Annotated in this window: 24 protein-coding genes and 1 riboswitch; of the genes, 15 read left to right on the forward strand and 9 right to left on the reverse strand. The window is 57.0% G+C overall.

Going from position 1 to position 25,204, the window contains the following annotated elements; translation table 11 throughout:
• Positions 1-164: 164 nt before the first annotated feature.
• Entirely contained in the window at positions 165-1,178 is a 1,014-nt protein-coding gene (gene tsaD, locus ACLIBF_RS03180) for a tRNA (adenosine(37)-N6)-threonylcarbamoyltransferase complex transferase subunit TsaD (RefSeq protein ID WP_069729241.1), read from the forward strand.
• A gap of 30 nt (positions 1,179-1,208) precedes the next feature.
• On the opposite strand, the gene plsY is transcribed toward tsaD, so the two are convergent.
• Positions 1,209-1,814 carry a glycerol-3-phosphate 1-O-acyltransferase PlsY gene (gene plsY / locus ACLIBF_RS03185; RefSeq protein WP_046289254.1) on the reverse strand — a complete coding sequence of 202 codons (606 nt, stop codon included), beginning with the start codon at positions 1,812-1,814 and terminating at the stop codon, positions 1,209-1,211.
• Positions 1,815-1,922: 108 nt separating this feature from the next.
• On the opposite strand from plsY, the gene folB reads away from it, so the two are divergent.
• The gene (gene folB, locus ACLIBF_RS03190) at positions 1,923-2,282 is read left to right on the forward strand and encodes a bifunctional dihydroneopterin aldolase/7,8-dihydroneopterin epimerase (protein ID WP_031376495.1); all 360 of its coding nucleotides are present in this window, start codon (positions 1,923-1,925) and stop codon (positions 2,280-2,282) included.
• Between the two features lie 193 nt (positions 2,283-2,475).
• Positions 2,476-3,294, forward strand: coding sequence for an undecaprenyl-diphosphate phosphatase (bacA, locus tag ACLIBF_RS03195; protein ID WP_031376496.1), 819 nt, complete (start codon positions 2,476-2,478; stop codon positions 3,292-3,294).
• A gap of 15 nt (positions 3,295-3,309) precedes the next feature.
• On the opposite strand, the gene ACLIBF_RS03200 is transcribed toward bacA, so the two are convergent.
• Positions 3,310-4,542, reverse strand: coding sequence for a multifunctional CCA addition/repair protein (locus ACLIBF_RS03200; RefSeq protein WP_031376497.1), 1,233 nt, complete (start codon positions 4,540-4,542; stop codon positions 3,310-3,312).
• A gap of 158 nt (positions 4,543-4,700) precedes the next feature.
• Entirely contained in the window at positions 4,701-5,321 is a 621-nt protein-coding gene (locus ACLIBF_RS03205; protein ID WP_069729240.1) for a TIGR04211 family SH3 domain-containing protein, read from the reverse strand.
• 272 nt (positions 5,322-5,593) lie between these two features.
• On the opposite strand from ACLIBF_RS03205, the gene ACLIBF_RS03210 reads away from it, so the two are divergent.
• The 3 genes from ACLIBF_RS03210 to hldE all read left to right on the forward strand — a co-directional run bounded on the left by ACLIBF_RS03210 (position 5,594) and on the right by hldE (position 11,288).
• A complete protein-coding gene (locus ACLIBF_RS03210) occupies positions 5,594-6,904 on the forward strand; it encodes a CYTH domain-containing protein (protein WP_031376498.1) in 1,311 nt (436 codons plus the stop codon).
• Between the two features lie 33 nt (positions 6,905-6,937).
• A complete protein-coding gene (glnE, locus tag ACLIBF_RS03215) occupies positions 6,938-9,790 on the forward strand; it encodes a bifunctional [glutamate--ammonia ligase]-adenylyl-L-tyrosine phosphorylase/[glutamate--ammonia-ligase] adenylyltransferase (protein WP_279810204.1) in 2,853 nt (950 codons plus the stop codon).
• A gap of 70 nt (positions 9,791-9,860) precedes the next feature.
• Positions 9,861-11,288 (forward strand): bifunctional D-glycero-beta-D-manno-heptose-7-phosphate kinase/D-glycero-beta-D-manno-heptose 1-phosphate adenylyltransferase HldE, encoded by a 1,428-nt coding sequence (gene hldE / locus ACLIBF_RS03220; protein ID WP_031376500.1) that lies wholly within the window; start codon positions 9,861-9,863, stop codon positions 11,286-11,288.
• A 42-nt stretch (positions 11,289-11,330) separates the two neighbouring features.
• Here the strand turns inward: hldE and ubiK are convergent, their stop codons facing one another.
• A complete protein-coding gene (gene ubiK, locus ACLIBF_RS03225; protein ID WP_031376501.1) occupies positions 11,331-11,723 on the reverse strand; it encodes a ubiquinone biosynthesis accessory factor UbiK in 393 nt (130 codons plus the stop codon).
• 170 nt (positions 11,724-11,893) lie between these two features.
• Positions 11,894-12,052, forward strand: a riboswitch (FMN riboswitch).
• 110 nt (positions 12,053-12,162) lie between these two features.
• Between ubiK and ribB the strand changes: the two genes are divergently transcribed.
• Both ribB and ygiD read left to right on the forward strand, forming a co-directional pair.
• Positions 12,163-12,819: a 3,4-dihydroxy-2-butanone-4-phosphate synthase gene (gene ribB / locus ACLIBF_RS03230; RefSeq protein WP_046289251.1), complete on the forward strand. Its 657-nt coding sequence runs from the start codon at positions 12,163-12,165 to the stop codon at positions 12,817-12,819.
• 250 nt (positions 12,820-13,069) lie between these two features.
• Positions 13,070-13,855, forward strand: a complete 786-nt coding sequence (gene ygiD / locus ACLIBF_RS03235; RefSeq protein WP_279810205.1) for a 4,5-DOPA-extradiol-dioxygenase — start codon at positions 13,070-13,072, stop codon at positions 13,853-13,855.
• A 38-nt stretch (positions 13,856-13,893) separates the two neighbouring features.
• Here the strand turns inward: ygiD and ACLIBF_RS03240 are convergent, their stop codons facing one another.
• From ACLIBF_RS03240 to tolC, 3 genes are all read right to left on the reverse strand, one after another.
• Positions 13,894-15,054, reverse strand: a complete 1,161-nt coding sequence (locus ACLIBF_RS03240) for a glutathionylspermidine synthase family protein (RefSeq protein ID WP_031376504.1) — start codon at positions 15,052-15,054, stop codon at positions 13,894-13,896.
• Between the two features lie 7 nt (positions 15,055-15,061).
• Positions 15,062-15,736 (reverse strand): DUF1190 family protein, encoded by a 675-nt coding sequence (locus ACLIBF_RS03245; protein WP_031376505.1) that lies wholly within the window; start codon positions 15,734-15,736, stop codon positions 15,062-15,064.
• 143 nt (positions 15,737-15,879) lie between these two features.
• Complete coding sequence (tolC, locus tag ACLIBF_RS03250; protein ID WP_031376506.1) at positions 15,880-17,346, reverse strand: outer membrane channel protein TolC; 1,467 nt, start codon at positions 17,344-17,346, stop codon at positions 15,880-15,882.
• Positions 17,347-17,559: 213 nt separating this feature from the next.
• Here tolC and nudF point away from each other — a divergent pair, with 213 nt between their 5' ends.
• From nudF to ACLIBF_RS03280, 6 genes are all read left to right on the forward strand, one after another.
• On the forward strand, positions 17,560-18,195 hold the full coding sequence (nudF, locus tag ACLIBF_RS03255) for an ADP-ribose diphosphatase (RefSeq protein ID WP_031376507.1): 636 nt from the start codon (positions 17,560-17,562) through the stop codon (positions 18,193-18,195).
• A complete protein-coding gene (locus ACLIBF_RS03260) occupies positions 18,192-18,617 on the forward strand; it encodes a DUF1249 family protein (protein ID WP_031376508.1) in 426 nt (141 codons plus the stop codon). Before nudF ends, ACLIBF_RS03260 begins: the two co-directional genes overlap by 4 nt.
• Before the next feature lie 42 nt (positions 18,618-18,659).
• Positions 18,660-19,487 (forward strand): 3',5'-cyclic-AMP phosphodiesterase, encoded by an 828-nt coding sequence (cpdA, locus tag ACLIBF_RS03265; RefSeq protein WP_031376509.1) that lies wholly within the window; start codon positions 18,660-18,662, stop codon positions 19,485-19,487.
• Between the two features lie 3 nt (positions 19,488-19,490).
• Positions 19,491-20,072: an esterase YqiA gene (gene yqiA / locus ACLIBF_RS03270; protein WP_031376510.1), complete on the forward strand. Its 582-nt coding sequence runs from the start codon at positions 19,491-19,493 to the stop codon at positions 20,070-20,072.
• Between the two features lie 49 nt (positions 20,073-20,121).
• Positions 20,122-22,017, forward strand: a complete 1,896-nt coding sequence (parE, locus tag ACLIBF_RS03275) for a DNA topoisomerase IV subunit B (protein WP_031376511.1) — start codon at positions 20,122-20,124, stop codon at positions 22,015-22,017.
• Between the two features lie 106 nt (positions 22,018-22,123).
• Positions 22,124-23,023 carry a LysR substrate-binding domain-containing protein gene (locus ACLIBF_RS03280; RefSeq protein WP_069729232.1) on the forward strand — a complete coding sequence of 300 codons (900 nt, stop codon included), beginning with the start codon at positions 22,124-22,126 and terminating at the stop codon, positions 23,021-23,023.
• Between the two features lie 299 nt (positions 23,024-23,322).
• Here the strand turns inward: ACLIBF_RS03280 and ACLIBF_RS03285 are convergent, their stop codons facing one another.
• Together ACLIBF_RS03285 and ACLIBF_RS03290 are read right to left on the reverse strand one after the other, a co-directional pair.
• On the reverse strand, positions 23,323-23,631 hold the full coding sequence (locus ACLIBF_RS03285) for a putative quinol monooxygenase (protein ID WP_031376513.1): 309 nt from the start codon (positions 23,629-23,631) through the stop codon (positions 23,323-23,325).
• A 48-nt stretch (positions 23,632-23,679) separates the two neighbouring features.
• Entirely contained in the window at positions 23,680-24,261 is a 582-nt protein-coding gene (locus ACLIBF_RS03290) for an NAD(P)H-dependent oxidoreductase (RefSeq protein ID WP_031376514.1), read from the reverse strand.
• Between the two features lie 162 nt (positions 24,262-24,423).
• On the opposite strand from ACLIBF_RS03290, the gene ACLIBF_RS03295 reads away from it, so the two are divergent.
• Positions 24,424-25,191, forward strand: coding sequence for a transporter substrate-binding domain-containing protein (locus ACLIBF_RS03295; RefSeq protein ID WP_031376515.1), 768 nt, complete (start codon positions 24,424-24,426; stop codon positions 25,189-25,191).
• The last annotated feature ends 13 nt before the right edge of the window (positions 25,192-25,204 follow it).

The raw sequence follows: 25,204 nt of genomic DNA on the forward strand, positions 1-25,204 counted from the left end.
ATTTGAAACCAACAGGAGCGTTTGCCTGTGCGGCTGCCGGTTTTTCCAGGGGCGGGAGTATAGCGTACTCTTTAGCCGACAGAAAATGACTTTTTGCGGGGATTGCCCGCTCTGCCCGCACAATTGCTGTGCTAAACTGCGCGCCGCGAGAAAGAGGTGATGCAATGCGAATTCTGGGTATTGAAACGTCCTGCGATGAAACCGGCATCGCAATTTATGACGATGAGGCCGGGTTACTGGCGAATCAGCTGTACAGCCAGGTAAAACTGCACGCCGATTATGGCGGTGTGGTGCCGGAACTGGCATCACGCGACCACGTGCGTAAAACGGTGCCGTTAATTCAGGCGGCGCTGAAACAGGCTGGGTTAGCGCCGAATCAGATCGATGCGGTGGCGTATACGGCCGGTCCGGGCCTGGTCGGCGCGCTGCTGGTCGGTGCCACTATTGGCCGCGCGCTGGCCTTCGCCTGGAAAGTGCCCGCGGTGCCGGTTCATCATATGGAAGGCCACCTGCTGGCACCGATGCTGGAAGACAATCCGCCTGCATTTCCGTTTGTGGCGCTGCTGGTATCGGGCGGGCATACCCAGCTGATTAGCGTCACCGGTATCGGTGAATATGCATTGCTGGGCGAATCAATCGATGATGCGGCCGGTGAGGCGTTCGACAAAACTGCCAAGCTGCTCGGGCTGGATTATCCTGGCGGACCGATGCTGTCGAAGATGGCGCAGCAGGGAACGGCAGGACGCTTTACCTTCCCGCGTCCGATGACCGATCGTCCGGGGCTGGACTTTAGCTTCTCGGGCCTGAAAACCTTTGCCGCCAACACCATCCGCGCCAATGATGATGACGCGCAGACCCGCGCTGATATCGCCCGGGCCTTTGAAGATGCGGTGGTCGACACGCTGGCGATCAAATGCAAGCGCGCGCTGGATCAAACCGGTTTTAAACGTCTGGTGATTGCCGGCGGCGTCAGCGCCAACCGGACGCTGCGTGAGCAGATGGCGGTGATGATGCAGAAGCGTGGCGGAGAAGTATTTTACGCGCGCCCTGAGTTCTGTACCGATAACGGTGCGATGATCGCGTATGCGGGCATGGTGCGGTTGAAAGGCGGAACGCGCGGGGGATTAGGCGTCAGCGTACGACCACGCTGGCCGCTGGCGGAACTCCCCGCCATCTGAAGGTAAAAAAGCCGGCTTAGCCGGCTTTTTTTATTCCTGCGATTTCTTCTTACGCTTCCAGATCTTTCCTTCCTGACCGCGCCACAAACGCTGAATATTGTCGTGATGGCGTAACAGGATCAGGCAGGAGAGCATCGAAACCGGAAAGGTGAACTGGGGCTTAAACCACCAGACGTAGAACGGAGCAATCAGCGCGCTGACAATCGCGCCGAGCGATGAGTAGCCGCTGAGCAGCACGGTGAGCAGCCAGGTGCCGGTCACCAGTCCGGTTAAGTCCCAGCCAATCGGCGCAATCGCCCCGAAAGCCGTCGCGACACCTTTGCCACCGCGGAACTGGAAGAACACCGGATAGATATGACCGAGGCAGGCCGCGATCGCCGTCAGGCCCAGAAACAGTGGCGTCACATGCAGCAGATACGCCAGCCAGACCGGCACCATCCCTTTCAGCACATCAAACACCAGCACGCAGGCTGCTGCCGCTTTACCACCAAGGCGTAACACGTTGGTAGCGCCAGGGTTGCCTGAACCGTGGGTACGGGGATCGGGCAGGCCAGCGAGTTTGCAGACCAGAATCGCACTGGAAATCGAACCGCAGAGATACGCGAAAATAATCATACCAGGCGCGAAAGCACTCATAACACCGTACCGTTACCTTTTGGGTCGTTTTGATCTCATCAACCGTGGATAATACGCATAATCCGCCGGAAGTGGTATCCGGCTTAGCCAAAAACAGAGACCATCATCATGGATATCGTATTTATAGAACAACTCACGGTGTTCACCACCATTGGCGTTTACGACTGGGAACAGGGTATGCAGCAGAAGCTGGTGCTCGATGTCGAAATGGCGTGGGATAACCGTCTGGCGGCGCGCAGCGACAATGTGAACGATTGCCTCAGCTATGCCGACGTCTCTGAAGCGATTCTGACGCACCTGACCGGCAGTCGTTTTGCGCTGGTTGAGCGGGTTGCTGAAGAAATCGCGGATCTGTTGATGAACCGTTTCAATTCGCCTGGCGTACGCGTAAAGGTAAGCAAACCGGGCGCTATCGCCCAGGCAGCGCAGGTTGGCGTGCGAATTGAGCGCGGGACTATTCCTAAATAAATGCGATGTGATTGCCATCACAATGAAACCAAACCAAATTACTGTCTGTCATAGCGAGTGCCGTTTCGTTGGAGCAAGCGAAATGGCCTAAGACCTTAAGGTTTTACTCAGGCTGATGCAGGCATGATTTCAGGCGATAGCCTTTGCGCTAGCGCCTTTTTAATGGTTTTAAAACGGATAGAGGAAAAATTTGATGGCAGATATTCATCAGCTTTGGGTAGCTGCAATCCTGGGCGTTGTGGAAGGGCTGACCGAATTTTTACCGGTCTCATCCACAGGGCACATGATTATAGTGGGTCACCTGCTGGGCTTTGAGGGCGAGAAAGCAGAGACCTTTGAGGTGGTTATCCAGTTAGGCTCGATTCTGGCCGTTGTCGTGATGTTCTGGCGGCGTCTGTTTGGCCTGATCGGTATCCACTTCGGTGAAGTAAAACATGAAGGTGTCGGTAGCGGACGTTTATCACTGATCCACATTCTGCTGGGCATGGTGCCAGCGGTGGTCGTGGGGCTGGTACTGCACGATCAGATCAAAACGCTGTTTAATCCGATCAACGTGATGTATGCGCTGGTGGTGGGAGGCGTGCTGCTGCTGGCGGCAGAGTATCTCAAACCGAAGCAGCCGAAAGCGGTCGGCGTCGACGATATTACCTATCGTCAGGCGTTTATGATTGGCTGCTTTCAGTGCTTAGCGTTGTGGCCGGGCTTCTCTCGTTCAGGCGCGACCATTTCCGGCGGGATGCTGATGGGCGTGAGCCGCTATGCGGCCTCTGAGTTCTCCTTCATCCTGGCGGTGCCAATGATGATGGGCGCGACGGTGCTGGATATGTACAAGAGCATCGGCTTCCTGACCATGGCTGACTTTCCGATGTTCGCCGTGGGCTTCGTAACCGCCTTCGTGGTGGCGCTGATCGCGATTAAAGCCTTCCTGGAGCTGATTAAGCGTATCTCGTTCGTCTCATTCGCCATCTACCGCTTTATCGTGGCGGCAGCGGTTTACATGGTCTTCATGTAAACCGAGCGCAGCCTGCTAGTCAGGCTGCGGTATAGCCAGACCCTGCGCGACGGCGTCAATCCGTCGTCGCGTTAACTCCTCCCGCACCTCTGCACCTTTAAAGCCCGCCTCAATCACCGCTTTGGTCGGCACCGCCTGCGCCAGCGCAAACGCTCGTCGCAGATAGTCACCCTGCGGATACGCCATACTTTCCAGACCGGCACGCCCGCGCGCATCGGCTTCGCTGGTCAGCGCCATCTGCTCGACGCGTTGCGGTTTGCGCCAGGCATCGATCCGATCAAACAGCGCCACCAGCGAGGCGGCCGACTGGCGCTCAATGGTATGCACGATGTCGTGAAATTCGGTGACGATTAGCGCCAGATCGCGAATCGCATTAGGCACCCGCAGACGCTGGCAAATCGCCTCAACCAGCGGCACGCCCGCCAGGCCATGGCCATGATGGCTGGGCCATTTTTCAGGCGGCGTCAGCGCCTTGCCGACGTCGTGGAACAACGTGGCGAAGCGCACATCGACTGATTCAGAAAGCGCGGCCGCCATGGTCAGCGTCATCAGGGTATGCACGCCGGTGTCGATCTCCGGATGCCACTTCGCCGGCGCCGGAATGCCAAACAGATTATCGAGTTCCGGGAACAGCACCTGCAACGCGCCACAGTCGCGCAGCACCTGAAAATAGACCTGCGGATTGCGGCTGGTCAGCGCTTTTTCCGTCTCTTTCCATACCCGCTCAGCGGTCAGATGGGCCAGTTCGCCGCTGCTGACCATTTGCTGCATCAACTGCTGCGTCTCGGCGGCAATACGGAAGTTGAGATGGGCGAAACGCGCCGCGAAGCGCGCCACGCGTAACACCCGCAGCGGATCTTCATTGAAGGCGTCAGAAACATGCCGCAACTGGCGCTGGGCGATATCACGCTGGCCGTGGTAAGGGTCAATCAGCCGGCCGTTTTCATCCTGCGCAATCGCATTGATGGTCAGATCGCGGCGTTGTAAGTCCTGCTCCAGCGTCACATCGGGCGCGGACCAGGTCACGAATCCGGTATAGCCTTTCCCGTTTTTCCGCTCGGTACGCGCCAGCGCATACTCTTCGCGGCTGTCAGGATGCAGGAAAACGGGAAAGTCGCGACCGACCTGTTGATAGCCCTGCTCAAGCATGGCCTCGGGCGTGGCACCGACCACCACCCAATCTTTGTCTTTAACCGGCAGCTTCAGCAGTGCATCACGCACTGCGCCGCCCACAAGAAACGTCTTCACGCAAAACTCCAGAGAAAAAGAAATGACCTGCACGCCGGGCGCATCCCGCGCGACACTTCAGCAGTGCATGTTGCTCTATTGTTGCACAGATTCAGCAGATTGCAGGCATGCCAAAAGGGGGATCTGGCGATCCCCTGATGAAAAACGGCAGAGACGGGTCAGTTCATCCAGCGATCGTTTTTCTTGCGGCGCGGCAGCATGTGCGGCAACAGTAAACCTAACAGCAGACCGACACCCAGCACGCCGCCGCCATACATGAACCACTGCATGATGATAGTGCGCTGCTTGTCATCGAGCTGGACGTTTGCCGCACTGACTTTCTTCTGCGCAACGATCAGCTCGTTTTTCAGCTTCTGGTTTTCGCCCTTCAGCCCGTTGATCACGCCGTCGCTACTGGCGACTTTATTCTGCATTTCAGCGGTGCGCTGATTCCAGCTGTTGTCGATATTATCCAGCTTGGCGGTAAGATCTTTAACCTGTTGTTCCAGCTGCGGCACCCGGGTACGCAGGCTGGGACTGGCGCTCAGCTGCGACAGGGGGATCCAGGTGGTGCGGCCTTCCGAGTCACGGATCTGGCCATAATGGGTATCATTATTGGTCTGAAGCAGCTGCACCTCTTCCCCGGCATTCAGCTTACCGAGCAGGCGAAACTGATCGCCCGGTCCGCTGCGAACCCAGGTCGATAATTCATCAGACACGTAGCGTTTTTCGTCGGCGTGGGCAGGTGCAAGGGTGCTGAGGGCCAGCAAAGTGAGTCCAGCGAGTGTGATTTTTTTCATTCGATTTCGTTTTGCTTAGTCTGACTAAAAATTTACCGGCACAGTCTGGAGAGGCCTCACATAAATCACTATGAGAACTATCCTGGTCTCATGAGAGTGCGAAAAGGTCTGCGAAAGCACAAAGAAAGCAGAGACAGCGCGGCTTCTGTGCATTAATCTTCGCCTGATAACCCCTTGCCCTCCAGGCGACAGCATGAGTAACCTGCTGATTATCGCCTGAAATATGCAGGAAACATCCTCTTAAGTGCCAGCGGCGTAGTGAATAAAAAATTATGACCATCGAAATCGAACTAAAGTTCATTGCAACTCCTCAGGCGGCCGGGAAACTGGCTGACCTTGTCGCGGCGTGGCCGCATCAGCATCAGCCTGCGCGCGAGCTGACCAACATCTATTTTGAAACCGACGATAACCAGCTGCGACGCTGGGATATGGGATTGCGCATCCGTGGCGTCGATAAGCGTTATGAAATGACGCTGAAAGCGGCCGGTAAAACGCTTGGCGGGCTGCATCAGCGCCCGGAATATAATGTCGACCTGAGCGAGCCCACGCTGGATATTGCGCAGCTGCCCGCTGACATCTGGCCGCAGGGCACCGACATTGCGGCGTTGCAGTCACGGTTACAGCCGCTGTTTACCACGCATTTCCAGCGTGAAACCTGGCTGATCACCATCGGCGACAGCGAGATTGAGCTGGCGTTTGATCAGGGCGACGTCACGGCGGGCGACCTGAGCGAACCGCTGTGCGAAATCGAACTGGAATTAAAGCGCGGTGAACGAAAAGATATGCTGGCCATTGCCCGACAGCTGGTGGCGCAAGGCGGCCTGCGCATGGGCAGCCTGAGCAAAGCCGCACGCGGTTATCAGCTGGCGCAGGGCAATCCGCCGCGTCAGCTGCGTCCTTTCCCGCTGCTGAAAGCCGGTACCAAAGCCACGGTAGAAGAGGGCATGGTGGCAGCTATGTCGGCCGGTCTCAGTCACTGGCAGTATCACGAAGAAGTCTGGCTGCGCGGCAACGCAGCGGCACAGGATGCGGTGCGTGAAGCGCTGGATGTGCTGCGTCAGGCGTTTTCCCTGTTTGGTGCATTGGTGCCGCGCAAGGCCAGCAGCGCCTTGCGTCAGCAGCTGACCACGCTGGAAGAGACGCTGGTCAACGACGAGGTGGATGCAACCAGCTTCTGCCTCTCATCGCTGGCGGTGGAAACCCAGCTGGCGCTGACGCACTGGCTGGTGGAATCGCAATGGCAGCAGTGGGTGGATGTCAAAGGCCAGGCCAAATTACAAGGTTCGTTTAAACGCTTTGGCGACATCATGCTGAGCCGCATTAATGCCGATCTCAGAGAGACCTTCAGCACGGTTAAGCAGCCTAATGAGTATCGGGATAAAGCGACCCGCCTGTCGCGCCAGTTGCTGGCGGTGCATTTACTGGCCGGCGCTTATCCGCAGGAAGATGTGGCGGTCTGGCTGGCACCATGGCAACAGCTGCTGTCAGCGATTCATGAGCAACAGGAAGCCGGATTAGCCTGGCTGACGACGCAGGCGCTGAAACAGCCACCGTTCTGGCTCACCAGCGGGTCTGCCCGCTAACCTGACCTGTGCCACGCCATCATGGAGGGATTTATGTTGTCAGCACTTCCCGCGTTGTTACGCGAACAGGCGGCACGCGCCGCGCAGCAGCTTGAGGTTCCCCTTGCTTCGCTGAGCACGGAGCAGGCGGCCGGGTTGGCTTTCAGTGATTTTGTGCTGGAAAACCTGCAACAGCATCCCGACTGGTGGCAGGCGATCTGTCATGCGCCGCCGCAGGCTGACGAGTGGCAGCACTACGCTGACTGGCTGAATCAGGTGATGACGACGGTTGATAGCGAAGCCAGCCTGATGCGCGAACTGCGACTGTTTCGCCGCCGGATGCTGGTGCGTATCGCCTGGATGCAGTGCCTGCAACACGCCAGCACGGAACAGAGCCTGCAGCAGTTAAGCGTACTGGCGGAAGTGTTAATCAGCCGGGCGCGCGACTGGGTCTATCAGGATTGCTGTCGTGATTTTGGTACTCCCTGCAACGCCGATGGCGAAGCGCAACCGATGCTGATCCTCGGTATGGGTAAGCTGGGCGGCGGCGAGCTGAACTTCTCATCCGATATCGACCTGATTTTTGCCTGGCCGGAAAACGGCAGCACCCGCGGCGGACGGCGGGAACTGGATAATGCCCAGTTTTTTACCCGCATGGGACAGCGGCTGATTAAGGTGCTTGATCAGCCGACCATGGATGGTTTTGTCTACCGGGTTGATATGCGTCTGCGTCCGTTTGGCGACAGCGGCCCGCTGGTCATGAGCTTTGCCGCTCTGGAAGATTATTACCAGGAGCAGGGACGCGACTGGGAACGTTACGCGATGGTCAAAGCGCGACTGATGGGAGACGAGCACGATCGCTGGAGCCAGGAGTTACAACAGATGCTGCGGCCGTTCGTCTACCGGCGTTATATCGACTTCAGCGTGATTCAGTCGCTGCGTAACATGAAAGGTATGATCAGCCGGGAAGTGCGGCGGCGCGGCCTGAAAAACAACATCAAACTGGGCGCAGGCGGCATTCGCGAAACCGAATTTATCGTCCAGGTGTTTCAGCTGATTCGCGGCGGACGTGAGCGCTCACTTCAACTGCGCGCCTTACTGCCGACGCTGGAAGCGATAAAAGCGCTGGCGTTATTACCCACAGAGCAGGTCGATGCGCTGCGTGGAGCCTATCTGTTCCTGCGGCGGCTGGAGAATCTGCTGCAAAGCCTGGGTGATGAGCAGACCCAGACTTTACCTGAAGATGAGCTGCATCGCGCCCGCCTGGCATGGGCGATGGGCAGCGCGGACTGGCCCGCCCTGATGGCGGCACTCGAAAGCCAGATGGCGGCGGTTCGCGCTATTTTTGATGAGCTGATTGGCGAAGATACGCCAGAGATTGGCGATCAGCGCGAGCTGGCGGAATACCAGATGCTGTGGCAGGACCCGCTGGAAGAGAGCGAACTGGCACCGCTGGTGCCACAACTCAGCGATGAACAGTGCCGCACGCTGCACCAGACGCTGGAGGCGTTTCGCCAGGATATCAGCCGGCGCACCATCGGCCCGCGCGGTCGTCAGGCGCTGGACCAGCTGATGCCGCGTCTGTTAAGCGAAGTCTGTCCGCGCGACGATGCTGCCGTCACGCTCAGCCGCCTGACGCCGTTACTGCTTGGCGTGTTGACCCGCAGCACCTACCTCGAATTATTAACCGAATATCACGGTGCGCTGCGGCATTTGATCCGTCTGTGCGCCGCTTCGCCGATGGTGGCCAGCCAGCTGGCCCGGCACCCGCTGTTGCTGGACGAACTGCTCGATCCGGCCACGCTCTACCAGCCCACCGCCACTGATGCCTACCGTGATGAGTTGCGTCAGTATCTGATGCGAATTCCCACCGATGATGAGGAGCAGCAGCTTGAGGCGGTGCGTCAGTTTAAGCAGGCGCAGCATCTGCGTATTGCCGCTGCCGACATCGCCGGCACGCTACCGGTGATGAAAGTGAGCGATCACCTCACCTGGCTGGCCGAGGCGATTATCGAATCGGTGGTACGCCAGGCCTGGCATATGATGGTGCAGCGCTACGGCCGGCCATCGCACCTGAGTAATGAGCACGAACGCGGCTTTGCGGTGCTGGGCTACGGCAAACTGGGCGGCTGGGAGCTGGGATACAGTTCCGATCTCGATTTAGTCTTTCTGCACGATTGCCCGGCAGATGCGGTGACCGAAGGAGAGCGCAGCATTGATGGCCGCCAGTTCTATCTGCGCCTCGCCCAGCGCATTATGCACTTGTTCAGTACCCGCACCTCATCCGGCATTCTGTATGAAGTAGACGCGCGGCTACGTCCTTCCGGCGCGGCGGGCATGCTGGTCAGCACCTTTGAAGCGTATGACGAGTATCAGCGCAATGAGGCCTGGACCTGGGAGCATCAGGCGCTGGTGCGGGCGCGCGTGGTGTTTGGCGAACCTGCGCTGGGCGAACGTTTTAATGCCATCCGCCAGGCGATCCTCTGTCTGCCGCGTCCCGCTGAGGCGTTACAGACTGAAGTGCGAGAAATGCGAGAAAAGATGCGCGCTCACCTCAGTAACAAGCATAAAGGACGCTGGGAGATTAAAACCGATCAGGGTGGAATCACCGACATTGAATTCATCGCCCAATATCTTGTCTTACGCTACGCCGCTGAACAACCTGAGTTGACGCGCTGGTCCGACAATGTGCGTATTTTTGAACTGATGGCGAAATACCATAAAATGCCCGCCGATGAAGCGCAGGCGCTGACGCAGGCGTACGTTACGCTGCGCGATGCGTTGCACCATCGGGCATTGCAGGAGCTGCCCGGCCATGTGGAGCCGGATGCTTTCGCCGCCGAACGGCAAACGGTTGTTGCCAGCTGGCAGCGCTGGCTTAACTCGCCCGCGTCTCTCCCGGCGTGATGCTGATAGCACAAATCGCAACTGTGCTATCATCCGCGCACTATTTTTAATGCAGTCTGGAGTGTCTGGAATGAAAGTTACTCTGCCCGCGTTCGGCCAAGCCTCAGTGCTGGTCGTTGGCGATGTGATGTTGGATCGTTACTGGTATGGCCCTACCAGCCGTATCTCGCCTGAAGCACCGGTTCCGGTGGTGAAAGTGGACACCGTTGAGGAGCGTCCTGGCGGCGCAGCAAACGTGGCGATGAACATTGCAGCACTCGGTGCCGCCTCACGGCTGATTGGCCTGACCGGTGAAGATGATGCGGCGCGCGTGTTGAGTAACACGCTGAAAGACGTCAATGTACATTGCGATTTCGTGGCGGTGAAAAGCCATCCGACCATCACCAAACTGCGCGTGCTGTCACGTAACCAGCAGCTGATCCGCCTCGACTTTGAAGAGGGTTTTGATCAGGTCGATCCCGAACCGATCCACCAAAAAATGCGTGCTTCGCTGGCGGCTGCGGGCGCACTGGTGCTGTCTGACTACGCCAAAGGCGCGCTCTGCAGCGTGCAGACCATGATCGCCCTGGCGCGCGAAGCAAACGTCCCGGTGCTGATCGATCCGAAAGGCACCGACTTTGCCCGCTACCGTGGCGCAACGTTGCTGACACCTAATCTGTCTGAATTCGAAGCGGTGGTCGGTAAGTGTAAAAACGAAGAGGAGATCGTGGCGCGCGGTATGCAGCTGATCGCTGATTTCGATCTCTCCGCGCTGCTGGTGACCCGTTCAGAAAATGGCATGACGCTGCTACAACCCGGCAAAGCGCCGTTGCATCTGCCGACTCAGGCCCAGGAAGTTTATGACGTGACGGGTGCGGGCGACACGGTTATCGGCGTGCTGGCTGCGGCGTTAGCGGCTGGTGACTCGCTGGAAGAGGCCTGTTTCCTCGCCAATGCCGCCGCTGGCGTAGTGGTGGGTAAACTCGGGACCTCCACCGTCAGCACCGTTGAGCTGGAAAATGCGATTCATGCCCGTCCGGAGCAGGGCTTCGGCATCATGACCGAAGCGGAGCTGAAAGCGGCAGTCGAAATGGCGCGTCGGCGTGGCGAAAAAGTGGTGATGACCAACGGTGTTTTCGACATCCTGCATGCCGGTCACGTCTCTTATCTGGCCAATGCGCGTAAGCTGGGCGATCGCCTGATCGTGGCGGTGAATAGCGATGCGTCAACCAAACGGCTGAAAGGCGCGAGCCGCCCGGTTAACCCGCAGGAAAACCGCATGATCGTACTCGGTGCGCTGGAAGCGGTAGATTGGGTGGTGGTATTTGAAGAGGATACGCCGCAGCGGCTGATCGCCAGTATCCTGCCGGATCTGCTGGTGAAAGGCGGTGATTACAAACCGGAAGATATCGCCGGCAGTAAAGAGGTGTGGGCCAACGGCGGAGACGTGCAGGTGCTGAATTTTGAAGATGGCATCTCAACCACCAATATCATTAAAACCATTCGCGGCGACAGCTAACACCCGCAGTCAGCGGGAGACCTGCTCCCGCTAAACCGGTGATTAGTTGTTGCTGTCAGTATCAGGTTTGACTACATCTGGAGTAGTGATCACTGACGGTGCGGGTGACGCGGCAGGAGAGGTCGCTGCGCCCGCCGCTGCGGTGTTTGCCGTAGCAACGGGTGCGCTGGTGGCTGGTGCTGTCGGCGTTGCGCCGCTCTGGCTTTCCAGCTGTGCCAGACGCTGTTCCAGCGCCGCCAGTTTTTCACGCGTACGCAGCAACACCTGCGTCTGCACATCAAACTCTTCACGGTTGACCAGATCCATACGCGTCAGCTGCGCCTGAAGAACCTGACGAATTTTCTTTTCGACATCATCACCAAACTCACGTACCCCTTTCGGCATCGCTTCGTGAACCTGACGTGCAAGTTGTTCAATTTTTTTCGTGTCGATCATGATGATTTCCTGGTTTCGGGGAGCTGTGTCAGCATTTTACTAACCTGATAACGGTTAAGTGTAATGCCAGAAATGAAAAGGATAAACCTCAAATCGGCAACGCAGGAAATGCAAAAGCAATTGCACTATTGATGATTGCCGCTCCAGATAATCGGCGCTATAGTAAAAACGCTTATTCTCAGGGCGGGGCGCAATTCCCCACCGGCGGTAAATCAGCTTAGGCTGAAAGCCCGCGAGCGCTTCATGATGATGAAAATTCGCCATGAAGGTCAGCAGATCCGGTGTAATTCCGGGGCCGACGGTTACAGTCCGGATGGGAGAGGGTAACGACATCTGTCGGACAATTGTGTCTGCTTCACGTTATTGCCACGTCTTTTTGACGTCACTCCTAAGCACGCCCTGATTCTGGTAACCCATACATTTAAAGGTTTTTATTACCATGAATCAGACGCTACTTTCTGAATTTGGCACGCCTGAACAGCGTGTAGAACGTGCTATCGCCGCCCTTCGTGAGGGACGCGGTGTGATGGTGCTCGACGATGAAAATCGTGAAAACGAAGGCGATATGATCTTCGCCGCGGAAACCATGACCGTTGAACAGATGGCGCTGACCATTCGCCACGGCAGCGGCATCGTCTGCCTTTGCCTGACTGAAGAGCGTCGCCAGCAGTTAGATCTGCCGATGATGGTGGAGAACAACACCAGCTCCTACGGCACCGGTTTTACCGTGACGATTGAAGCGGCCGAAGGTGTGACCACCGGGGTTTCTGCCCAGGATCGTATCACCACCATTCGTGCCGCGATTGCCGATAACGCTAAACCCAGCGATCTCAATCGCCCTGGTCATGTCTTCCCGCTGCGCGCGCGCGAAGGCGGTGTGCTGACCCGTGGCGGTCACACCGAAGCAACCATCGACCTGGTTACTCTGGCGGGCTTCAAGCCGGCAGGCGTACTGTGCGAACTGACCAACGATGACGGCACCATGGCGCATGCGCCGGAAGCCATTACCTTTGCCAGACAACACAATATGCCAGTGGTAACGATTGAGGATTTAGTGGCCTGGCGTCGTAGCCACGAAACGCGTCACGCCAGCTAATCAGCGTGATGACGCGGTAAAACAGGCCAGCCCGGCCTGTTTTACCGGCGCTTAATCCGCACGTCCGCTTTTGTGGCGGCAATCTGAGCCGTCAGCCAGCCTTCGTCTGCTGTTATCCCCGATCGGTCATCTCCTTTATCATCAATCTTATTCAGATTTTCTGAGCATCATCATCAGGCTTATCCGCGTGATATAGCGGGTAAAGCGCGTATCGTAGTGGCTATCAAACATTCAATTCTGAGAACCCGTTATGAGCCAGTCACGTATGCCAGCGCTGTTTTTGGGCCATGGCAGCCCGATGAACGCCCTGGAAGAGAACCGCTATACCACCGCGTGGCGTCACGCGGGCGATACCCTGCCGCGACCCCGCGCCATTATTGCGGTCTCGGCCCACTGGTATACGCGTGGCACCGCAGTAACGGCGATGGCACATCCTCGCACCCTGCATGATTTTGGCGGTTTTCCGCAGGCGTTGTTTGATACCCGCTATCCGGCGCCGGGATCGCCGGAACTGGCTGAACAACTTGTCAGTCTGTTAGCGCCAATTCCGGTACAGCTGGATCACAGCTGGGGATTCGATCATGGCTCGTGGGGGGTGCTGATCAAGATGTACCCGCAGGCGGATATTCCGGTGGTGCAGTTAAGTATCGACAGTACCCAATCGCCGGCCTGGCATTTTGAACTGGGCCAGAAGCTGGCGGCGCTGCGTGACGAGGGCGTGATGATTGTTGCCAGTGGTAACGTGGTGCATAACCTGAGAAAGGTGCGCTGGGACGGTGGCGATGAGGTCTATCCGTGGGCCAGCAGTTTTGAGCAGTTTGTGCGTGACAACCTGACGTCAGAGAGTGACGCGGCTTCGCATCCGCTGGTCAACTTTATGCAGCATCCTGGTGCTGCGCTCTCAAACCCGACGCCAGAACACTATCTGCCACTGTTATATGTGCTGGGCGCACGCCAGAAAGGGGAAGCGATCAGCATTCCGGTGGATGGAATGGAGATGGGCGCGATCAGTATGTTGTCGGTGCAGGTCGGCTGAATGCAAACAGACCCAGGGCGGGTCTGTTTGTCAGGGTATTACTCGATGAAGGCGTGCGGATAGAAACGGGAAAGATCCTGAGTGATCAGATCGCGATCTTCACGCAGGCCAATACCGGCCGGCTGATCGTCAATCAGCCAGCTACCGATCAGCGTGTAGCTGTCGCCAAATTTCGGCAGCGGATGGAACTGCTGGACGATCATACCTTCTTCGCCATACGGACCGTCGACGCGGGCAATCTCCTGACCGTTTTCAACAATGCGGATATTGGCGCCTTCGCGAGAGAACAGCGGCTTCACCACATATTTGTCCATCGGCGGCACCTCATCTTCGGCAAAGAAGGCGGGCAGCAGGTTAGGGTGATTCGGGAACATCTGCCACAGCATTGGCAGCAGCGCTTTGTTCGACAGAATGCTTTTCCAGGCCGGCTCCAGCCAGCGTACGCCGGCGTCGCCCAGCTTGGTGGAGAACATCTCGCGGAGCATGAATTCCCACGGATAGAGCTTAAACAGGTTGCTGATGACCTGGTCGTGGACGTCGGTAAACTCACCTTTTTCACCCAGACCAATTTCATCTATGTAGAGAAATTCGCTCGGCAGGCCCGCTTCGGTGGCGCAATCCTGCAGATACTGCACCGTGCCGCGATCTTCGTCAGTGTCGCGGCAGCAGGCGAAATGCAGCCAGTTAAAACCGTGCTGCTGATGCAATGCGGCAAAGCGTGCGATCAGCTTTTCCTGCAGGCTGTTGAACTGGTCACTGCCTGTCGGCAACTGCCCGGCGCTGAGCTGGTCTTCCAGCCACAGCCACTGGAAAAATGCCGCTTCATACAGTGAGGTCGGCGTATCGGCGTTGTTCTCAAGTAATTTGGCGTCGCCTTTGCCATCCCAGGCGAGATCAAGACGGGAATAGAGCGAAGGCTGACGCTGATGCCAGGAATCACGCACAAAATCCCAGGTATGTTTGGGGATGCGGAATTTGGTCAGCAACGCTTCATCGTTAACGACTTTGTCGACCACCTGCAGGCACATCTGATGCAGCTCAGCGGTGACGTCCTCAAGCTGTTCAATTTGTGCCAGCGTAAACTGGTAGTAAGCATCTTCACACCAGTACGGCTCGCCGTGCATGGTATGAAAACGAAAACCGAACTCGGTGGCTTTTTCCCGCCAGCCTGGGCGTTCTGAAATGGCAATGCGTTGCATCGGGGCGTTAGCCTCCCATCGTCCGGCTGGAGGTGCCGGTAGCGCTGCTGCGCTGCATGCTGTTCTGTTTGGCTACCGTCTCGCCAAAGCCACCACGGGTGATGGTCGAGGTGGTGGCAGGCTTCGGTGCCAGCGCCGTCTTCGGCACATTCATGGTTTTGCCTGAGGTGGCAGCACCATAGTTACGACCGGACGCATCAACAAACTGACCGTTTGCCGGGCTGTTAGGGGTTTTGGGTGAAAACAGCGGTTGCTGAGCGAAGCCTGCGCCGCCGCCCATCATCCGGCCCATCATGTAACCGGCCATCAGTGGCATCCAGAAGCTGCCGCCGCTCTGTTGCGCTTCCGCATTGTTGGTGCTGCCGACGCCAGCCTGAGCCGGAGCCTGCTGACACTGATTCTCGCCGAATTCGGCGACGCAATCTTCACGGGTCGCATATTTAGGCGCGGTGCGTTCTGCCTCTTTTTTGGCTTCATTGAAGGCGGTGGTGCACTGCGCGCTCTGGCCTGGATTGGCTTTCGAACAGTCATCCGCATTCTGATACATCGAGACGGATTCATCGTTTTGTTCACAACCTGCCAGCATAAATACCGCCGAAACGGCGATCGCGACGGGCGTTAAATGGCGTGCCTGCCAGCTCTTTCGAAAAGCGGCATAGCGAATAGATTTTGTGCGTTTCATTATGATTATCCTGTGCCCAAAGGTAGCGCATAGAATAGGGGATGAGGGGTCAAAATTGAAGCTGAGGGCCTGATACTGTAGGGATCTTTACTTAGCTATACGTTCGATAGAGAGACGGGCCGCAAAGCGACCCGTCATCGTCATCAGTTACCGAAAGGATTGCTGCTGCTGTTACGAGCTGCAGGGCGTGCTGCGGCGGCAGAGCCGTTGGCAGACGGGCCATTATCCACGCGCGCGGTCTGCTGCGCGTTTTCCGGTGCCACCGTTTCTGGTGACGTTGGGATCTCTTTACCCAGCTGGCTGTTCAGCGCCTGCAGGTTCTGCTCGTTGAGCGTTCCCAGTGCATAGCTGATGTTGAGCTGGTTGATCAGGTAGCTGTAGCGCGCATCAGAAAGCTGCTGCTTAGCGTTATACAGCGCGGTGGTCGCATCCAGCACATCGACGATGGTACGCGTACCGACCTGATAACCGGCTTCAGACGCATCCAGTGAGCTTTGCGCTGAGACCACAGCCTGTTTGTAGGCGTTGATGGTGCTGATCGATGCATTCACGTTGTTAAACGATGAGCGCACGGTCTGCACCGCTGAGCGGTGCGCACTTTCCAGCTGCTCGCTGGCACTGACAAAATTATACTGCGCCTGTTTCACCTGCGAGGTCACGCTGCCGCCGCTGTAGAGTGGCAGAGAGAAGCTCAGGCCAACCTGGTTAGAACCGGTAATCGAATCGGTCGTACCGGCGCTCTGGTTAGCGCGGCTGCCGCCATATTTGCTGTTGGACATGCCGGTTGAGGCAGTCAGATCCAGCGTTGGCATGTGGCCGGTTTCTGCTGAACGAATCTGCTCACGTGCCAGATCCTGATTCAGACGGGCAGACAGCAACGTCAGGTTACGACTTTCAGCCTGCTTGAGCAGCGCGCTGACCGCATCTGGCTTATCGGTTTTGAAGCGGTCGATATTGAGCGACGCCAGAGCCTGATAATCCATGCCGGTAATCTGGCGCAGTGATTCAACCGCGTTATCCAGATTGTTGCGCGCGGTGACTTCGTTAGCTAATACGCTGTCATACTGCGCACGGGCGTTCTGCACGTCAGTGATCGCCACCAGGCCGACGTTAAAACGTTGGGTGGTTTGATCGAGTTCGCGATAGATCGACTGCTTCTGCGCTTCGGTGTAAGAAAGGGTATCAATCGCTTTCAGTACGTTGAAGTAAGCGGTCGCGGTGTTCAGAATCAAATCCTGCTGCGCAACCTGATAGGTAACGTCCTGGATGCCGGCGGCTTTTTCCTGCAGGGTCAGGGCGCGCCATTTCGACATGTCGAAAATTGTCTGGGTTAATTGCAGCGTGCCGCTGGTCGTGTTGGAATGAAGACCGCTGCTGTCACGGTAGCCGTTGTTATAGGTGTAATCCGCACCCAGACCGAGCTGCGGTAATAATGGGCTACGCGCTTCGTTGATTTTCTCAAAGGCAGAATCGCGATCGGCAGCGGCGCTGCGCAGATCCGGGTTGCTCAGACGTGCTTGTTGATAAACCTGAAGCAGGTCTTCGGCCTGGCTGGCGAAGCTGAAACCGCCCAGGCTCAGCCCAATAAAAAATGGGAGCAGTTTTTTCATTTGCATTCCTTTTGTTGCAGCAAATTGCAGTGGTAGCGCTGCCGGGTAAGCCAAAAAATTATCGCCGATTCTAGCAGAGGGCAACTGTGAGATAAGTTGGCTGAACGTGCCTTCTTCCCCTAATTTACGTAAATAATTCAGAAAGAACCACTCAGACGGAGCACTGTGCCAGGCTTTTTTCGCTCCACCCCAATCTGCATAAGGAACCAGATGATGTCGGAAGAAAAAAAATCCCCTGTGACTTTTACAAAAAACGATGTAGAAATTATTGCACGCGAAACCGTCTACGATGGTTTTTTTTCAGTGGTACGCTATCGCTTCCGTCACCGCCGTTTTAATGGCGAAATGAGCGCCGAAGTGCAGCGCGAAGTTTTTGAGCGCGGACATGCCGCCGTGCTGCTACCTTATGATCCCTTACGCGACGAAGTGGTGCTGATCGAACAGATCCGCATTCCGGCCTATGACAGCAGTGCATCGCCCTGGCTGCTGGAGATGGTGGCCGGCATTATCGATCCCGGTGAAACCGTTGAACAGGTGGTGCGTCGCGAAGCGGTCGAAGAAGCAGGATTACAGGTCGGACGGATTAAGCCAATGCTTAATTACCTGGCCAGCCCCGGAGGCACCAGTGAACGTTTATCGGTGCTGATTGGGGAAGTGGATGCCAGCCAGGCAACAGGATGCCATGGTCTGGAGGAAGAGAATGAGGATATTCTTGTCCATGTGGTGAGTCGCGAACAGGCTTATCGCTGGGTGGAAGAGGGGATTATTGACAATGCGGCGTCTGTCATCGCCTTGCAATGGCTGGCGTTGCACCATGAGAAACTACGAGAAGAGTGGATACCACAATGAAACAGCGCTATACCCCTGACTTTCCCGAAATGATGCGGCTGTGCGAAACCAATTTCGCCCAGTTACGCCGCCTGCTGCCACGTGATGATGACGCGGGCGCATCGGTGATCTATCAGGTGAGTGGCGCCCGTTATCAGTTGACGATTCAGGAGTCGACGCGCTACACCACGCTGGTGGAGATCCGCCAGGTGGCGCCTGCCGTGAGCTACTGGAGCCTGCCTTCGATGTCGGTGCGGCTCTACCACGATGCGATGGTCGCCGAAGTGTGTTCAACTCAACAGATCTATCGTTTCAAAGCGCGCTATGATTATCCTAATAAAAAACTGCATCAGCGTGATGAAAAACATCAGATAAACCAGTTCCTCGCTGACTGGTTGCGCTACTGCCTGGCGCACGGCGCGATGGCAGTTCCGGTCTGCTGATGCGTATAATGCGTTAAATGGCGTGGAGACGAAGGAAACGCTTTGGATAGCCTGCTAACTCTTCCTGCAGCGAACGGTTCCGCAATCAGGATTCTGCAAATCACGGACACCCACCTGTTCGCAGGAAAACATGAATCGCTACTTGGGGTGAATACCTGGTCGAGCTATGAGGCGGTCCTGGATGCGATAATTGCACAGCATCGGGACTATGACCTGATCATCGCCACGGGCGATCTGGCCCAGGACCACTCTGTTGAAGCCTATCAGCATTTTGCTGAGGGCATTTCACGTTTGCCCAGGCCCTGCGTCTGGCTGCCCGGCAACCACGATTTCCAGCCCGCAATGGTCGATACCTTAGCTGACGCCCACATCAATCCGCACAAACAGGTGCTGATCGGCGAGCAGTGGCAGATTGTCCTGCTCGACAGCCAGGTGTTCGGCGTGCCGCACGGTATGCTGAGTGACTATCAGCTGGAGTGGCTGGAAAACGCGCTGGCCCGCTATCCGCAACGGCACACTCTGGTGTTGCTGCATCACCATCCACTGGCGTCCGGCTGCACCTGGCTTGACCAGCACAGCCTGCGTAATTCGCATCAGCTGGATGCAGTGTTGCAACAGTTTCCGCTGGCGAAGACCCTGGTCTGTGGCCATATCCATCAGGAGCTGGATGTCGAGTGGCACGGCCGCCGGGTCCTGGCGACGCCCTCCACCTGCGTACAGTTCAAACCGCACTGCACCAGCTTCGCGATTGATACCGTGGCACCGGGCTGGCGCTGGTTTACCCTGCACCCGGACGGCCAGCTTGAAACCGAGGTTAACCGTCTTGATACCGACATCTTCCGCCCCGATTTAGACTCTGAAGGATACTGACCGATGGCGGCGCTGCTTTATCTGCACGGTTTCAACAGCTCACCCCAGTCGGCCAAGGCGACGCAGTTCCGTCAGTGGCTACAGGTAACGCATCCGGCGATCGAGATGATCGTGCCGCAGCTGCCGACCTTTCCGGCGGATGCCGCCGCGATGCTGGAAGAGTTAGTGCTGAGCCGCAGCGGCGAAACTCTGGGTCTGGTTGGCTCTTCTCTCGGCGGGTATTACGCCACCTGGCTATCGCAATGTTTTATGCTGCCGGCCGTGGTGGTCAATCCTGCGGTACGGCCTTTTGAGTTGCTGGCGGATTACCTCGGCGACAATCAGAATCCCTACACCGGCCAGCAATATGTGTTAGAGTCACGCCACATTTACGATCTGAAAGTAATGCAGATTGAACCGCTGGAAGCGCCCGATTTACTCTGGCTGCTGCAACAAACCGGCGATGAAGTTCTCGATTACCGTCAGGCGCTCGACTATTACAGCGCGTGCCGCCATACGGTTGAAGAGGGCGGAAACCATACATTTACTGGATTCGAGCGCCATTTCCCGCAGATTCTGGACTTTCTCGGTCTGAATCATCCCTGAGTAATGCGGAAATCGCACCCAATTTCACCCTTCTAATCAGACATTTACGATGAGTCAATCAAACTATAACGCGGATGCCATTGAGGTCCTGACTGGCCTTGAGCCTGTTCGCCGTCGCCCGGGAATGTACACCGACACGACGCGGCCCAACCATTTGGGTCAGGAAGTGATTGATAACAGCGTCGATGAGGCGCTGGGCGGCCACGCGAAGCGGGTTGAAGTGATTCTGCACGCCGATCAATCACTGGAAGTTATTGATGATGGTCGCGGCATGCCGGTGGATATTCACCCGGAAGAGGGCGTGCCCGCGGTGGAGCTGATCCTCTGTCGCCTGCACGCCGGCGGCAAGTTCTCCAATAAAAACTATCAGTTCTCGGGCGGCCTGCACGGCGTCGGCATTTCGGTGGTGAACGCCCTGTCAAAACGGGTGGAAGTCACGGTACGCCGTAATGGCGAAGTGTATGACATCGCCTTTGAAAATGGCGAAAAAGTGCAGGAACTGACGGTCACCGGCACGGTGGCGAAGCGCAACACCGGTACCCGCGTACACTTCTGGCCTGATGAAAGCTTCTTCGACAGCCCGCGCTTCTCGGTATCGCGTCTGTCGCACCTGCTGAAAGCCAAAGCGGTGCTCTGTCCGGGCGTCGAAATCGTCTTTAAAGACAAGCTGAATAACACCGAGCAGCGCTGGTGCTACGAAGATGGCCTGACCGACTACCTGTGCGAAGCGGTTAACGGGCTGCCAACGCTGCCGGAAAAACCGTTCGTCGGCAGTTTTGCCGGTGACGTTGAAGCGGTCGACTGGGCGCTGTTATGGCTGCCGGAAGGCGGCGAACTGCTCACCGAAAGCTACGTTAACCTGATCCCGACCATGCAGGGCGGTACCCATGTTAACGGTCTGCGTCAGGGCCTGCTGGATGCGATGCGTGAATTCTGTGAATACCGCAACATCCTGCCGCGCGGCGTAAAACTCTCTGCGGAAGATATCTGGGATCGCTGCGCCTACGTGCTGTCAGTGAAGATGCAGGATCCGCAGTTTGCCGGACAAACCAAAGAGCGCCTCTCTTCACGTCAGTGCGCGGCCTTTGTGTCGGGCGTGGTAAAAGATGCCTTCAGCCTGTGGCTCAACCAGAACGTACAGGCGGCTGAGCAACTGGCCGAACTGGCAATCTCCAGCGCCCAGCGTCGCCTGCGTGCGGCGAAGAAAGTGGTGCGTAAAAAGCTCACCAGCGGCCCGGCGTTGCCTGGCAAACTGGCGGACTGTACCGCGCAGGATCTGAATAAGACCGAACTGTTCCTGGTCGAAGGGGATTCAGCAGGTGGATCGGCTAAGCAGGCGCGCGATCGTGAATATCAGGCGATCATGCCGTTGAAAGGCAAGATCCTTAACACCTGGGAAGTCTCTTCGGATGAGGTGCTGGCCTCGCAGGAAGTGCACGATATTTCCGTGGCGATCGGTATCGATCCCGACAGCGAAGATCTTTCGCAGCTGCGCTACGGCAAAGTCTGCATTCTGGCGGATGCGGACTCCGATGGTCTGCATATCGCGACCTTACTCTGCGCGCTGTTTGTGAAGCATTTCCGTTCGCTGGTTAAAGGCGGCCACGTCTATGTGGCGATGCCACCGCTCTACCGCATCGATCTGGGCAAAGAGGTTTACTACGCGCTGGATGAAGATGAGAAAGAGGGCGTGCTGGAGCAGCTGAAGCGTAAAAAGGGCAAACCTAACGTTCAGCGCTTTAAAGGGCTGGGTGAGATGAACCCGCTGCAGCTGCGCGAAACCACCCTTGATCCTAATACCCGTCGGCTGGTGCAGCTGACCATCAGTGATGAAGACGTGGACCAGACGTTACGCATGATGGACATGCTGCTGGCGAAAAAACGTTCCGAAGACCGGCGAAACTGGTTGCAGGAAAAAGGCGACATGGCCGACATCGAAGTATAAAAAACAGGACGCGCCAGCGTCCTGTTTTACAGGTTGCGCACGTCAAAAATGACCGCCGGGCCATAAGTCGCCCGGGCTGGTCCACACAGCAGAGACAGCAGCGATTGTGAAAATTACACTGGAAGAGTTACGCGCCTGGGTTGCCGTGGTGGATAGCGGATCGATTACCGCCGCGGCCGACCAGCTGGCGCAGACCAGTTCAGGCATCAGTCGCGCCTTAAGCCGGCTGGAGAGCAAACTGCAGACTACCCTGCTGCATCGCACCACCCGCCGGCTGGCACTGACAGAGGAAGGGCAGGTGTTTCTGGAGCATGCGCGTCAGATTCTGGCGTCGGTAGAGCAGGCGGAAGAGCAGATTGCCCAGCGACGTGAAATGCCTTCAGGGCGATTACGGGTCAATGCCGCCACCCCGTTTATGCTGCACGTGATTGTGCCGCTGGTGGATGCGTTCCGCGCGCAATATCCGCTGATTCAGCTGGAACTCAATACCGACGATATCCTGATCGATCTGCTGGAGCAGCAAACCGACGTCGCCATTCGCATTGGTGAACTGCGCGATTCTACGCTGCGGGCGCGGATGCTGGGCAGCAGTGCCATTCGTCTGATGGCCAGCCCGGCCTATCTGGCGAAAGCCGGCACGCCGCAAACCGTCGCCGATCTTGAACAGCATCAGATCATCGGTTTCAGCCATCTTGATAATCACAACGTCTGGCCGGTCTGGCAGCCCGACGGCGAGTTTATGCGGATCAAGCCGACGCTCTCCGCCTCCAGTGGTGAAACCATCCGGCAACTGGCGCTGGCCGGGCAGGGCATTGCGCGCCTCTCCGACTTTGTCAGCCGGGAAGATTGCGCCGCTGGACGGCTGGTACCGGTATTGCCCGATGAAACCCGCGAACTGCGGCTGCCGGTTCACGCGGTCTACTATCGCAACACCACGCTCTCCTCACGTATTGGCTGCTTTCTCGATTTTCTTCGCACCGAGATCGACCGTCGCCAGCTGCTGTGAGCTTTGATGACATAATAAAAAACCCCTGCCACGGGGCAGAGGTTGGAGGATGCTGACAATATCTGGCTGGATTGGCTGTGGGAGGGTGCATGCGCAGGGAACAGGGTCAGATCGGAAAGGCGCAACAACTGCCATCTATGGCACGTTCGTCCCGCGCCGTCTCCGGCGCGGGACGCTTCCTCTTCTGACCTTATTTCCTGCGCGTTGAGCTAATTTATCGCTGCGAGAGGCACCCTGCTTCAGGCTTATCACCAGACTCTGCCCCGGTTACAGAACAGAGGGCAGGGCTTCAGCAATCATCAGGCGCTGGGTTCCAGCACCAGAATTTTCACATCCAGCACATCATCTTTAATGATGGCGCGATGCGCATCCATGTGCGGCATCTGCTGATGCTGCTCCAGATGACGCAGCGTTTCCCACTGTTCCAGCATAAAAATGGAGTCCGGCGAGTTCTGTTTCCACGGCACCTGTGCCTGATGGTCCAGCAGCGCATCATACTGGTGGCATCCCTCTTCCTGCAGCACGGTCGGGATCAGCGCTTTTACGGCCTCAAGCACCGCCTGACGGCGGCCGGGTTTTACACAAATTTCAGCAACGACTGTTAACATTCGCGGATTCCTCTTTCGCGGGGGAGTGAAGCTTAACGGCAGCCTGGCTTAGCCAAAAACGCGCGTCAGGTGGGCACGATAGGCCGCAATGTCACGCGGCACGTCAGGCTGCTTGATCACGTCATTACAGATAAAGGTCGGCAGGGCTTCCATACCCAGGAACTGGTTGGCTTTATGGAAGTGCAGGTAAAGCCCATCCACGCCGACGCCTTCAAAGAACTGCTCCGGATCGGTAAAGGCCTGCAGCGGCGCGTTCCAGGTCAGTGACAGCATATATTTTTTGCCCTGCAGCAGACCGCCGGAACCATATTTTTTGGCGGCGTCAGAGCGGGTGCGACCATCACTGGCGTACAGCGAACCGTGACCCTCGGTAAAGACTTCATCAATGTAGCGCTTAACGGTCCAGGGTTCACCCATCCACCAGCCTGGCATCTGATAAATGACCACATCGCTGTCGACATATTTTTGTACTTCGTCAGCCACCACGTAGTCGCTGTCCGCCACGGTGACAGAGACTTCGTGGCCCATATCGCGCAGCTGGCTGGCGGCGACGTCGGTCAGGGTGTGGTTCAGTTCGCCTTTCGAGTGGGCAAACGTTTTGCCGCCGTCGATAATTAAGATCTTACTCATTCGAATATGTGCTCCGTTTTCTGTGTATGACGCTCAGCTTACGCGCGAAGCGGCGACAGAGAAATGGGAGGCTGATCACAACACTTTTGCTGTAGCGGCAACAATACGCCGATTTATGGCACCATTCAGTACGCAAACCAACCTGCCAAAGAAAACACAATAATGAAAAAAACCGTCATCCTTGCTTTGTTGCTGGCCACCGGTGCCGCTCAGGCACAGTCGCGTCTGGATAGTGTTCTCAGCAGTAAAGTGCTGAAAGTCTGTACCACCGGTGACTACAAGCCTTACAGCTTTCTGCGTCCCGACGGCCAGTATGAAGGGCTGGATATCAGCATGGCGAAGGCGCTGGCCGCCTCACTGGGCGCGAAAGTAGAATGGGTTGCCACCAGCTGGAAAACCCTGATGCCCGATTTTCTGGCGAAGCAGTGTGATATCGCGCTGGGTGGCGTATCCGTTACCCTGAAGCGGCAGCAGACCGCCTGGTTCGCTCAGCCGCTGGGCGTAGACGGCAAAATCCCGCTGGTGCGCTGTGCCGATAAAGACCGCTATCAGACGCTGGAGCAGCTCAATCGCCCGCAGGTCCGTCTGGTGGAGCCGGCGGGCGGTACCAACGAAGCCTTCGTTCACAGCCATCTGCCGCAGGCCTCGCTAACCCTGTTCCACGATAACGTCACCATCTTCCAGCAACTGGTCGATAACCACGCCGATGTGATGATTACCGATGCCTCTGAGGCGCGCTATCAGCAGCAGCGCTTCCCGACGCTGTGTGCGATCAATGCCGATCGGCCGCTACAATATGGTGAAAAGGCCTACATGATCCCGCGCGATGACATCAGCTGGAAACTCTATGTCGATCAGTGGTTACACCTCAGCACCGCCACCGGTGAGTACCGTGAGATCGCCCGGCAGTGGATAGGTGCACAGCCGTAATGCAATCCGCCTG

The organism is Pantoea sp. PGP6 (assembly GCF_053474785.1).